Source organism: Chitinophaga varians (assembly GCF_014529945.1).
In the GTDB taxonomy this organism is placed as follows: Bacteria; Bacteroidota; Bacteroidia; order Chitinophagales; family Chitinophagaceae; genus Chitinophaga; species Chitinophaga varians.
Window position 1 is genome coordinate 421,008 of record NZ_JACVFB010000005.1, and the last position, 12,622, is coordinate 433,629.

A 12,622-nucleotide genomic window follows, 5' to 3' on the forward strand; every position below is an offset into this window, starting at 1 on the left:
ATGCGGGGAATATTAGTGATAATAGTGTGGTAGAGCGATACATTTTAACACAACTAAAATGCAATAAAACAGGAAGGCCGTCTGAATATTCAGACGGCCTTTTTATTATGACATTCTCAGAAATAAGCGAATTAGTAATGCAGTGTCTGCGCTGATTGTTCAGAACGTAGCCCGGGGCTTCCACCCTGGGGGCGGGGATTATAATGACACCCCTCTTTTCCACGGAATAAAGTCATCCTGGTTCAGTTGTTCGGCTTTGGTATGTACCTCGCCGCTGGCAGCTTTGATGACGTAATCGAGGATTTGTTCGCCCATTTCAGCGATGCTGTGTTCTCCGCTGATGATGGTGCCGGTATTGATATCGATGATATCTTTCATCCGGGTGGCCAGTTTAGTGTTGGTGGCCAGTTTCACCACAGGAGCGATCGGGTTGCCGGTAGGGGTGCCGAGGCCGGTGGTAAACAGCACAATATTGGCGCCGGAACCTACTTCCGCGGAGGTGGACTCCACGTCGTTGCCCGGTGTGCATAACAGGTTAAGGCCTGGTTTGGTGACATACTCCGTATAGTCGAGCACGTCAGTTACCGGTGAGGTACCGCCTTTTTTAGCAGCGCCGGCAGACTTGATCGCGTCGGTAATAAGACCGTCTTTGATATTGCCGGGGGACGGGTTCATATAAAAACCGGAGCCTACTGACTGGGCCTGAGTTTCATAAGCCCGCATGATCCGGATGAATTTATCGGAGATTTCTTCCGTCACGCAGCGGTTGATCAGCTCCTGTTCCACGCCGCACAGTTCCGGGAATTCGGAGAGGATAGAAGTACCGCCGAGTGCAACGAGCAGATCGGAGGTATGGCCTACCGCAGGATTGGCAGAAATACCGGAGAAGCCGTCGGAGCCGCCGCATTCCAGACCTATGACCAGTTTGGACAGCGGGCTGGGCTGGCGTGGCTGTTTGTTGGCTTCAATCAGTGCCAGGAAAGTGTCCTTGATGGCAGCTGATAACATCGCAAATTCAGAAGCGCTTTTTTGTTGCTCGTACACCAGCACTGGTTTATTGAATTGCGGGTTCAGTTTTTTCAGTGCTTCCTGGAGGATAGACACCTGTGCATGCTGACAACCCAGGCTCAGGATGGTAGCTCCCGCCACGTTGGAGTGGTGGATGTACCCGGCCAGCAGGGCGCACAGCGCATCTGAATCCTGACGGGTACCGCCGCAGCCACCTTCGTGGGTGAGAAACTTGATACCATCGATATTCGGGAATATAACATTACGTTTAGCCGTTTCCGTTACATTGCCTGCTTCGTATTGTTTAACCGCGTCTATGTTACCGCTTTTGTAGAGGGACACGAGGTCCTGCACCTGTTCGTTGTAAACCTCTGCCGGCGCAAATCCCAGCCCTTTTTCAAATGCTGTTTTAATCATGCCCACATTTCTGTTTTCACAGAAAACCAGTGGAATAACGAGCCAGTAGTTACGGGTACCTACCTGTCCGTCTTCACGTTGGTAGCCCATAAAAGTAGCATCTTTCCATTTGCTGATATCGGGCGCCTGCCATTGGATGGCGCCGTCTTTTTCATGGAAAGCATTGGCATCGTGTATAATGTTGTCGGTGGTAATGCTTTCCCCTTTTTTCAGCGGACGGGTAGACTTCCCTACCAGTACGCCGTACATGGTAATGGGAGCGTTGCCGTCGATATCGTTGATCAGGAATTTATGTTTCGCAGAAATATTTTGCTGAAGCTGTATGTCTTGGCCGTTAAATGATATATTGGTACCGGCGGGGATATCTTGAAGGGCCACCAGCACATTATCACTCGGATGAATTTGTAAGTAAGTGTTCATAAAAGCTAAAGTAGTAAATAACGTTACCGGCTGTTAATACTATAATGTTAATCCTTGATAAGATTTTGACTATTTGCCTGACACGCTGTAACGTTTGATGGTAGCAAGTTACGAATGATTTATCATTTCCCGTGAGCTGATGGATGGTTAAAAAATCACGTGTTTTTTCACTGATGTTTTTTAATCATAACCTGATATATTCTTGATAAAATAACTGTTTGCATCGCCTTCACGGTTGTGCACCCCGACAGAAAACATGCAGCATATTTTATATCTTACCCGAAATAATGGTCGTATGCGCATTTCGTTACTGTTGATTTTAATATGTTGTTGTTGTCGCCTGGCTGCTCAGCAGGAGCCCCGGAATTACCTGTATACCGCCTGGAAAGCGGCGGATGGTAATGCTGCCTTCAGCAATATGAGTTGGCGGGAACGGCAACGTAGCCATATCATTGAGGTGGTACAGCAATTACCGGCAGCTACGCGCGAGCAGATGCTGGCAGACGCGGATAAAGCGATGAGCTTTACCTGGCCTGCTTTACCAGCCTCTTTATATCTGCAATACCGTGATAATGGAAACCGGGTCAATTTTGAAAACGCGCAGTTTGAGCGGCGTAAGGTATTGTCGGTGCTGGTGGCAGGTGAGCTGGCGGGCGGTAACGGAAAATATATACCACAGATCGCAAATGGTTTGTGGGCTATCCTGGAGGAAAGCACCTGGGTGTTGCCGGCACATATCAGCGCCCAGAAAGCGGGCAACGGCCTGCCTGATCCTGCTGAACAGATCATCGATCTGTTTGCAGGCGAAACAGCGGCTACCATCAGCTGGGCGCAGTTTCTGATGGACAGGAAGCTGGATAAGTATTCGCCTGTGATCAGCAGAAGGATTGAGTATGAGTTGAACCGGCGTATTGTGGTACCCTTCCTGGAACGGACTGATTTCTGGTGGATGGGCTTTAGCGGCAAACCCATGAACAACTGGAATATCTGGATCAATACCAATATCCTGCAGACAGCCCTGCTGGCTGTAAATGAAAGGAATACACGTAATCAGGTCATAGAAAAAGCCATTCGCAGCGCAGACTTTTTCCTGAATAGTTATCCCGAAGATGGGGGTTGTGATGAAGGCCCCAGCTATTGGGGGCATGCCGGCGGTAAACTGATAGAATTCGTCAACTGGATGCGCTGGGCTTCCGCCGGTAAGGCTGATCTCAGTAAAAATGAACTGATACATCGTATTGGCACTTATATCTACAAGATGCACATCGATAGCAGCCGGTTTGTGAATTTCGCGGATGCTTCTGCCAGCACTATCCCGCCGCCGCATACGGTATTTATGTATGGAGAAATCTTCAAAGACCAGCAGATGAAGGAGTTTGCGGCTTATCTGTACCGGCTGGCCAACCCTGATACCAACCGCATCAAAACTAATTCGTTGTTGACGTTTGTGTATGACCTTGAAGGGCGTAAGTCTTTCCTCAGCACGACGCCGGCAGCGCCTTTTACTACGGTCAACTGGTTGCCCGATCTCCAGGTGTTGTCGCTTCGTTCCAAACAAGGGGCCTCCAGGGGCTTGTTTTTCGCCGCTAAAGGCGGTCATAATGCCGAAAGCCACAACCATAATGACATCGGCAATTTTGTGCTGTATATGGATGGCAAACCGGCGATCATTGACGTAGGCGTGGGCACTTATACCAAACAGACGTTCAGCCAGGACCGTTATCAATTATGGTATATGCAATCACAATGGCATAACTGTCCCACGGTGAATGGCGTACAGCAACGTGATGGCCGCAGGTATCAGGCGAAGGAGGTATCTTTTGCAGATAAAGGCGCCACCAAAATATTGGACATGGATATCGCAGCAGCCTATCCTGAAGCCGCGATGGTAAAGACTTTAAGGCGCACTTTCACGTTTATGCCGGCGGAATCCCGGCTGAAGCTGACCGAAGCCTATGAACTACAATCCTGGAAAGCACCTTATCTACTGCATTTTATGACTTGTTTGCCTCCGGATATCAATACCCCCGGAAAGGTGTTGTTGAAAGAAGACTTCGCTACGTTAGAGATGAGCTATGATGCCTCCCGGCTGGAAGCCTCCGTGGAGCGGCAGGCAGTAGATGACGGCCGGTTATCGCCTGTCTGGGGAGATGCCGTGTATCGTGTTACACTGAAGGCCAAAGGGCAGGCATTAAAGGAAAAGCATCAACTCGATTTTGTGATCAAACGCAGGCAGTATCCCTGGTAAAATAGCGGTTGAAAATACATTCTGTAATATTTTAATATAATAATGATGCAGACACCCGCACAATGCGGCAGTACAGTGGATTTGGTGGTATAATTGTCTTTTTAACAATTAATTTATGCTATCTTTTTCTATAAAAGCTTTGTATTTTGCAAACGTTTGCATTACTTTAGACCGGCTAATGAAGCAGGATGGTGGGTAGAGAAATGAAGCCATGAACAATGAAGTTATTACTGCCTGAGGGAAAGGCAGTTCCACGTTAGTGCGTGCCGTTATGCTACATAACCGGCAAAGCCGGACTGCGGACATCTTCCCGGGGCATCCGGAGAAATCAACATCGAAAAAATCAACATTCAGTATAACAGATAACCATAACGATATGAGCACACAGTATGAATCAAGGTATGCCAGCAGTCCTGCAGAGGTGAAGGGCATGGATACCGAAGCGCTGAGAAAGGCATTCCTGATAGAAAAGATCTTTGAGGCAGACCGTATTTCCTGGGTACACACGCATTACGACCGGTACCTGACAGCAGGGGCGATGCCTGTAAAAGGCGGCCTCGAACTGCAAACGATTGATCTGTTGAAAGCTACTTACTTCCTGGAACGCAGAGAACTGGGAATGATCAATGTTGGCGGTCCGGGTATGGTAGAAGTGGACGGAGAACAATTTGAGATCGGCTTCAAGGAAGCTTTGTATGTGGGAAAAGGCAAACAAAAAGTGGTTTTCCACAGTAAAGACGCTGCGCAGCCGGCGAAATTCTATCTTAATTCCACCCCGGCACATCACAGTTATCCTACCCGCAAAGTGTCTGGGAATGAAGCGGAAGTAGTAACGCTGGGCGCACTGGAAACATCCAACCATCGTACCATCAACAAGCTGCTGGTCAATTCCGTACTGGAAACCTGTCAGCTGCAAATGGGCATGACGGAGCTGAAGCCGGGCAGCGTATGGAATACGATGCCGGCGCATACACATGACAGGCGAATGGAAGTATATTTCTATTTTGAAGTACCAGAAGGGCAATCCGTTTGCCACTTTATGGGGCAGCCACAGGAGACCCGTCATATCTGGATGCAGAATGAACAGGCGGTGATTTCTCCGCCATGGTCCGTGCATTCCGGCGCCGGTACCAGCAACTATACTTTTATCTGGGGCATGGCAGGGGAGAATCTGGATTATGGCGATATGGACCATTGTAAGATCAACGAATTACGTTAAAACCCGATCATCATATTTATCATGAAAATGAAAAACATCATTGCAGGAAGCCTGCTGGGTCTTTCAGCCCTTCACTTCGGGCCGGATGCGGGTGCTGTTCCGCAGAAAACGGCTACTGTGACGCCTCCGATCAATACGGTGTCGGCGCAGTTTGTGCGTAACTACATGGAGAAAGTGGCCAACTGGCAATGGCAGTCCATTGAGCGGAAAGGGTGGGCCAATCCACAAACCAACTGGACTAACGGCGCCATGTATGCCGGCATGATGGCCCTGAGCCAGGTAACCGACAATCCGTTTTTTATACAACGGTTAGTACAGGTAGGCAGGGATAATAACTGGAACACAGGGCCGGACCGCTTTTTTGCGGATGAATACTGTATTGGTCAACTGTATGCCCAGCTATACCCTTACTATAAGGACCCCGTGATGATTGATAAATTCCGGAAGCTGGCAGACAGTATTGTGGCCGCTCCGCATACAGAGCCGCTCGACTGGAAAAACGGTATCCATCACCGCGAATGGGCCTGGTGCGATGCCCTGTTTATGGGGCCGCCGGCATTGGGCTATCTGTCTGCCGCCACTGGCGACCCGCGTTATCTGGAAACAGCCGACAAGCTGTGGTGGAAAACAACTGACTTCCTGTTCGACAAAAACGACAGCCTGTATTATCGCGATGCCCGCTACTTCGACCAGAAAGAGAAAAACGGCGCTAAAGTATTTTGGAGCCGCGGCAATGGCTGGGTGATGGGAGGACTGGCGCGCCTTCTGGACAACATGCCTGCCAACTATGCCAACAGGGCCCGTTTCGTGGACCTGTTCAAAAAAATGGCTTACCGCATTGCTCCCCTGCAAACAGCCGACGGTACCTGGCATGCCAGCCTGCTGGACCCCGACAGCTACCCTTCCAAAGAAACCAGCGGCACCGGTTTTTACGTGTATGCGCTCACGTGGGGCGTGAACAATGGCATCTTACCGGAGAAAGATTTTCTGCCCGTTATCCGGAAAGGATGGCAGGCACTGACAGACTGCGTACAGCCCGACGGTAAACTGGGCTTTGTGCAGGTAGTAGCGGCAGCCCCGGGAAAAGCCACTGCCGATGATTCTGAAGTATACGGCGTAGGTGCTTTCCTGTTGGCCGGCGCTGAATTGATAAAACACGATCTCCGGCAGAGCAGTCCCGGTGATATCACTATTACCAACACAACAGGACTGAACCGCGAAGGCGAGATCGTGGAGATTCCTTACGATCAGTTTACGGCGAAGCTGAATAAAGAAACACGTAAATCCTTCCGGGTAGTAGACCTGTTGTCCGATCAGGAAATTCCTTATCAACTGATATATGAAGGTGGGAAAACACCTAAAGCAGTATTACTGCAGGTGAGCGTAACGCCGGCCGGTAGCCGTCAGCTGGCAGTGAAAGCGGGTACGCCCGCTGTAGTAACACCAAAAGCATATGGCCGTTTTGTGCCCGAAAGGAAAGATGACTATGCATGGGAAAACGACCGGATGGCTTACCGCATGTACGGCCCCGCGCTGGAGAAAACGCCGAAGGAAATGGCTTATGGCATCGATGTATGGGCTAAACGTACCACCGACATGGTAATTGATACCTGGTATAAACTGGATAACTATCATCATGACAATGGCCAGGGTCTTGACTATTACAGTGTAGGTCTTACGCTGGGCGCCGGTGATATCGCGCCCTATGGTAAAGACACCATCTATTTCCCGAAAAACTACCGTCAATGGAAACGGCTGGACAACGGTCCGCTCCGCACCACTTTTGCGCTCACCTACGATACCTGGCAGGCCGGTAATATACCCGTTACCGTTACCAAGACCATCTCTCTGGACGCCGGTTCCCAGCTGAACAAAATGCAGGCGCAATACACCTTCAAAGGCGATCAGCTGCCGGTGATGACAGGCATTGTAAAACGGAAAGAGCCCGGCGCCGTGCTGCTGGACGAAAAGAACGGTGTGATGGGATACTGGGAGCCGCAGCATGGTGAAGACGGTACCCTCGGTGTAGGATGTGTTTTCCCTGCTTCCGTGCCCGGCATGAAAACGGATAACGTACATTTACTCAGTCCCGGTATGGCGGGCAGCCGGCAGCCGTATGTGTATTATTTCGGCGCTGCCTGGAACAAAGGCGGACGGATTGCCAATGCAGATGAATGGTTTAAATATTTAGAAGCATTTTCACAACGCATTAAAGAACCACTTAAAGTAACGATTCAATAAAGTTGACATATGGACCTGTTTCAATTGAAAGGAAAAACCGCGCTCGTCACCGGATGTAAGCGTGGCATCGGCAAAGCGATGGCGGTGGCGCTGGCCTCCGCCGGTGCAGATATCATCGGTGTGTCTGCCTCCCTGGAATTGCAGGGCAGCGACGTGGAAAAGGAAGTAACAGCGCTGGGCCGCAGTTTTAAAGCCTATCAGAGCGACTTCTCCAATCGCGCGTCATTGTATGCCTTTATCAGCCAGTTACAGCAGGAAGTAAAGGCCGTCGATATCCTCGTCAACAATGCCGGCACTATCCTCCGTAAACCCGCAGCAGAGCACCCGGACGAGTACTGGGACGAGGTGATCAACATCAACCTGAATGCGCAGTTTATCCTTACCCGTGAAATCGGTAAGGGGATGATTGAAAGAGGCGCCGGAAAGATTATCTTTACAGCCTCATTGCTTACCTTCCAGGGTGGGATCAATGTACCGGGATATGCCGCCAGCAAAGGAGCGGTAGGCTCACTGGTGAAAGCTTTCGCCAATGAATGGGCCGGCAGGGGAGTGAACGTCAATGCGATCGCTCCGGGCTATATCGCTACCGACAACACGGCCGCCCTGAGGGCGGATGAAAAACGCAGTACCTCCATACTCGACAGGATACCTGCAGGACGCTGGGGCGAACCGGAAGACTTTGCCGGACCCGTTATTTTCCTCGCTTCCAAAGCTGCGGATTATGTACATGGTACTATACTCACCGTAGATGGCGGCTGGATGGGCAGATAATTATATTTACCGTTAATGGCTAATACATGAGCAAACGTACAGAAAAAACAATCGTTGATATTGCAGAGGAACTGAAGTTATCGGTATCTACTGTATCACGCGCCCTGAACGATAATCCTAACATCAGCGCACGTACGAAAGACAGGGTAAAAAAAATGGCTCGCAAACTGGGCTACCGTCCTAACGCGCTGGCTGCTGGTTTACGTAACAACAAAAGCAAAACCATCGGCCTGATCGTTCCGCGTATCTCCATGTTTTTTCCGGCTACTATTAGTACCATTATCCAGAATAAATTACAGGAACATGGCTACAACCTGATCATATGTCAGTCCAACGACTCCTATGAACAGGAAGTAGCCCTGGTCAATACCCTGTATTCTGCCCGGGTAGACGGCCTGGTGGTTAGCACTACCCTGTATACCACCGACTTCTCGCATTTTGATGTTTTCAAAGACAACAACATCCCGCTGGTGTTTTTTGACCGCGTACCCAAAGATTACAACGTAAAGGTGATCAAGGGAGATGATTACCTGGGAGGGTTTACCGCCACCAGCCACCTGATAGAAAGAGGCTGTAAAGACATTGTGCATATATCCGGCCCGCTGACCTGTAATCTGTACCTGGAAAGGGTAGCGGGTTATAAAAGCGCTTTGCAGCAACATAAGCTGCCTTTCCGTAAAACCAGGGTTTTCTATCAGGAACTTACGCGCGACAATGCGTGGCAGGCCTGCGAAAAAATTTTCGCACAGAAGCCTTATCCGGACGGTATCTTCGCGTCCAATGATACTACTGCCATCACGATCATGGAGTACTGCCGCAAAATCAACCTGCGGGTGCCGGAAGACCTGAAAGTAGTGGGTTATTCCAATGATCCGAGAACCGAAATCGTTACACCGCCTATCACCAGTGTGGACCAATACCCTGCTATGATGGGCGAACGGGTGGTGGCCGCGCTGATGGAACTGGTGACCAGCCGTCAGACCGGTACCCCGCGCTATTCACAGGAGATCATTCCTACCCAGCTGATCGCCAGGGAATCCAGTGCCGGCACTACAAAAGCCGCCACGAAAAAGAAATAAGTCAACCTATCACCAGCTTACTGCTTTCCCGCAAAGCAGCAAAGAGCGCAAAGATCTTTTAAGTTTAAATATTATGAAAAAGAACCTGTTCTTTACCTTGCTGCTATTGCCTGCGATGTTTATGCAATCGTATGCACAGTCTGGTAAAGCCAACCAGGCATTGCTCCGCAAGGCCGACGAAACACTGCAATTTGCCGCCCGACAATATAAACTGATGATGCGCCACGTGCCGGACACCGTACTGCCCCGCAGCACCAACAAAGACGGTAGCCTGATGACCTCCAACGCTGTATGGTGGACATCCGGATTCTATCCCGGCACTACCTGGTTCCTCTACGAATACACGAAAGATCCGGCCTTTAAAACGGAAGCGCTCAAACGCATGGCGCTCTGTCAAAAGAACGAATTCAATACCCGTACGCACGACCTCGGATTTATGATGTATTGCCCCTTCGGCAACGCCTTGCGCATCACCGGGGACACCGCCTACAACCGTATTCTGCTCAACAGCGCCCGGTCGCTCTCCACCCGCTTTAATGCTACCGTAGGTTGTATCAAATCATGGGACCACGGCACCTGGAAATTCCCGGTGATCATCGATAATATGATGAACCTGGAACTGCTGACATGGGCCACCCGCCTGTCCGGTGATCCGAAGTTTGATCAGATAGCCCGCACCCACGCCAACACCACGATGAAAAACCATTTCCGTCCGGATTACAGCTCTTATCATGTGATTGATTATGATCCTGCTACCGGCGCTGTATTACAAAAGAAAACACATCAGGGACTGGCAGACAGCTCCGCCTGGTCGCGCGGTCAGGCCTGGGGCCTGTACGGTTACACCATGATGTACCGTGAAACCAAAGACAAAGCTTATCTGGACCAGGCGCGTCATATCGCTGAATACATCCTCCATCATCCGCATATGCCGGCAGATCTGATTCCTTACTGGGACTATGACGCACCGGAAATTCCAAACGCCCCGCGTGATGTTTCTGCGGGCGCTGTAGCAGCTTCCGCGCTGCTGGAGTTAAGCCGTTACACTAACAAAACCGAAGGTAAACGTTACTGGAACGCTGCGGAGACCATGCTCACCAGTCTTTGCAGCCCGGCATATCTGGCCAAAGAAGGAGAGAACAATGATTTTATTTTGATGCATAGCGTGGGTTCCCTGCCTCATCAATCTGAGGTAGACGTGCCACTGACCTATGCTGACTATTATTTTGTGGAAGCCTTGCTGCGTTACAAACAGTGGGCTAAATAGATCATCAACTTGAACAGACGTTTTTTTCTAAAAGCGGTACCGATGGCCGGCATTGCCGGATCGCTGAAGACAGATAAAAGTATGCTGGCAGACCTGGCGGCGGCGCCGCCGGTAAATGACCGTGCTTACAATCTCGACCTGCTGCTGCGTATATGCCGCCCCGTTATGACCCATCTCAGCAAGGGGCAACTGGTGGCCAATATGCCTACTGAAGTAGCGCCGCATTACGGTAAGCCGGTACGCAAGGTGACCTACCTGGAGGCTTTCGGCAGAACACTGGCCGGACTGGCGCCATGGCTGGAACTGGGATGGGACAATACGGTGGAAGGCAGCAAGCGCATTGAGATGCTGGCGCTTACTCACAAAGCGATGGCGATGGCAGTAGATCCTTCCTCTTCCGACTTTATGAACTTCACCGGACAATTTGATGCGCAGCCGCTGGTAGATGGCGCCTTTTTAGCCCATGGCCTGATACGTGCGCCGAAGCAGGTATGGAAACAGTTGTCAGACCGTACGCAACAGCAGACAGTAGACGCCCTGAAAAGCCTGCGCAGCATCAAAGCCTTTAGTACCAATAACTGGGTGCTGTTTGCCGCTATGATCGAAATAGCGTTGCTGCAGTTCGGTGGTGGCTGGGACCGCAAGCCGGTGGACTTTGCCGTTGAGAAAATCATGGAATGGTACAAGGGCGACAGCATGTATGGAGATGGTCCCCATTTTCACTATGACTACTACAATTCCTTCGTGATTCAGCCGATGCTGGTGGATGTGCTCAAAGTGCTGGCGGAGAAAGGCGAAGGCAGTAAAGAACAATACGAGCTGGCGCTGAAGCGCATGCAACGCTACGGCGCGATCCTGGAAAGACAGATCTCCCCGGAGGCAACTTTCCCCGTGGTAGGCCGCTCCATGCCTTATCGCAACGCTGCTTTTCAAGCGCTGGCGCAGCTGGCCCTCGAAAGAAAACTGCCGACAGAATTACAACCGGCACAGGTGCGTTGCGCACTAACGGCAGTGAATAAACGAATTTTTGAAGCCCCCGGCACTTTCGATAAAAACGGCTGGTTGCAGATCGGTTTCTGCGGGCATCAGCCGGAGATCGCTGATGTATATACTTCTACCGGCAGCCTTTATTTATGCACTACCGGTTTCCTGGATTTGGGATTACCGGCGAATGATCCTTACTGGAGCGCTCCTGCTGCTGAATGGACGGCGCAGAAAGTGTGGAAAGGGAAACCTGTTCAGAAAGATCATGCTATTGACATGTAGGGATTTTGTGATTTTCGATTTTTTGATTTCGGGGATTATGTAAGCGAATCATCCTGTACAATAAAAAAGACCGATGTGATGTTAATCACTTCGGTCTTTTGTTTTTATAATCTGTTCTATCAGAACGAAATCAAAAAATCGAAAATCAAAAAAATCTTACATAATCACGGAAACAATTTGATCCCTTCCTTCCCATCCGGCGTAAGCCATTTTTCATACACGATCCTGACGGGTTCATACTGTTGCGATGCCAGAAACTGCTGCATCCGCAGGTTGTTGCTGAGGGTATAACGTACGATCCTGCGAATACCTTTTTGAAGGTAGATGGCTTCCAGGGCATCGTTGAGCTGACGATAGATACCCATGCGGCGAAAGGCCGGCGCTACATAACCGTCGGAGACATAGAGGGTATCGCCGGTATAATCTTCGATACGGCTTTCGTCTGGTTCTTCTACATAGGCGAAGATAAAGCCTGCCGGGTCACCGTCTTTGGCAGCCAGCAGGCAGGTGCCGTCATTTTCCTCCTGTGTGGAGATGACATGCTGCATATAGTCTGTCTGTATATCTTCCCAGGCGGCTGTTTTAGGGAAGAACTCCAGTTCAGACAGATGGAGCTCCTTCAGCATGGCTGACAGGAGCTCGTAATGATCTTTTATGCGTATAGGCGTAATCGTTATCATGGCGTC

General features: G+C 50.2%; 9 protein-coding genes. 7 read left to right on the forward strand and 2 right to left on the reverse strand.

What is annotated here, in order from left to right; all coding sequences use genetic code 11:
- Nucleotides 1-198: 198 nt before the first annotated feature.
- Nucleotides 199-1,845 carry a UxaA family hydrolase gene (locus ICL55_RS25190; protein WP_188102673.1) on the reverse strand — a complete coding sequence of 549 codons (1,647 nt, stop codon included), beginning with the start codon at nt 1,843-1,845 and terminating at the stop codon, nt 199-201.
- A gap of 295 nt (nt 1,846-2,140) precedes the next feature.
- On the opposite strand from ICL55_RS25190, the gene ICL55_RS25195 reads away from it, so the two are divergent.
- The 7 genes from ICL55_RS25195 (at nt 2,141) to ICL55_RS25225 (ending at nt 11,936) form a co-directional block, all read left to right on the forward strand.
- Nucleotides 2,141-4,093: a heparinase II/III domain-containing protein gene (locus ICL55_RS25195; protein ID WP_188102675.1), complete on the forward strand. Its 1,953-nt coding sequence runs from the start codon at nt 2,141-2,143 to the stop codon at nt 4,091-4,093.
- A 376-nt stretch (nt 4,094-4,469) separates the two neighbouring features.
- Nucleotides 4,470-5,312 (forward strand): 5-dehydro-4-deoxy-D-glucuronate isomerase, encoded by an 843-nt coding sequence (kduI, locus tag ICL55_RS25200; protein WP_188102677.1) that lies wholly within the window; start codon nt 4,470-4,472, stop codon nt 5,310-5,312.
- A gap of 27 nt (nt 5,313-5,339) precedes the next feature.
- Nucleotides 5,340-7,553 carry a DUF4861 family protein gene (locus tag ICL55_RS25205; protein ID WP_223151587.1) on the forward strand — a complete coding sequence of 738 codons (2,214 nt, stop codon included), beginning with the start codon at nt 5,340-5,342 and terminating at the stop codon, nt 7,551-7,553.
- Nucleotides 7,554-7,562: 9 nt separating this feature from the next.
- Nucleotides 7,563-8,324: an SDR family oxidoreductase gene (locus ICL55_RS25210; RefSeq protein WP_188102681.1), complete on the forward strand. Its 762-nt coding sequence runs from the start codon at nt 7,563-7,565 to the stop codon at nt 8,322-8,324.
- Between the two features lie 26 nt (nt 8,325-8,350).
- The gene (locus ICL55_RS25215; RefSeq protein ID WP_188102683.1) at nt 8,351-9,403 is read left to right on the forward strand and encodes a LacI family DNA-binding transcriptional regulator; all 1,053 of its coding nucleotides are present in this window, start codon (nt 8,351-8,353) and stop codon (nt 9,401-9,403) included.
- 73 nt (nt 9,404-9,476) lie between these two features.
- The gene (locus ICL55_RS25220) at nt 9,477-10,670 is read left to right on the forward strand and encodes a glycoside hydrolase family 88 protein (RefSeq protein ID WP_188102686.1); all 1,194 of its coding nucleotides are present in this window, start codon (nt 9,477-9,479) and stop codon (nt 10,668-10,670) included.
- A 9-nt stretch (nt 10,671-10,679) separates the two neighbouring features.
- Nucleotides 10,680-11,936 carry a DUF2264 domain-containing protein gene (locus ICL55_RS25225; RefSeq protein WP_188102688.1) on the forward strand — a complete coding sequence of 419 codons (1,257 nt, stop codon included), beginning with the start codon at nt 10,680-10,682 and terminating at the stop codon, nt 11,934-11,936.
- 164 nt (nt 11,937-12,100) lie between these two features.
- Here the strand turns inward: ICL55_RS25225 and ICL55_RS25230 are convergent, their stop codons facing one another.
- On the reverse strand, nt 12,101-12,616 hold the full coding sequence (locus tag ICL55_RS25230; RefSeq protein ID WP_188102690.1) for a GNAT family N-acetyltransferase: 516 nt from the start codon (nt 12,614-12,616) through the stop codon (nt 12,101-12,103).
- Nucleotides 12,617-12,622: the final 6 nt, after the last annotated feature.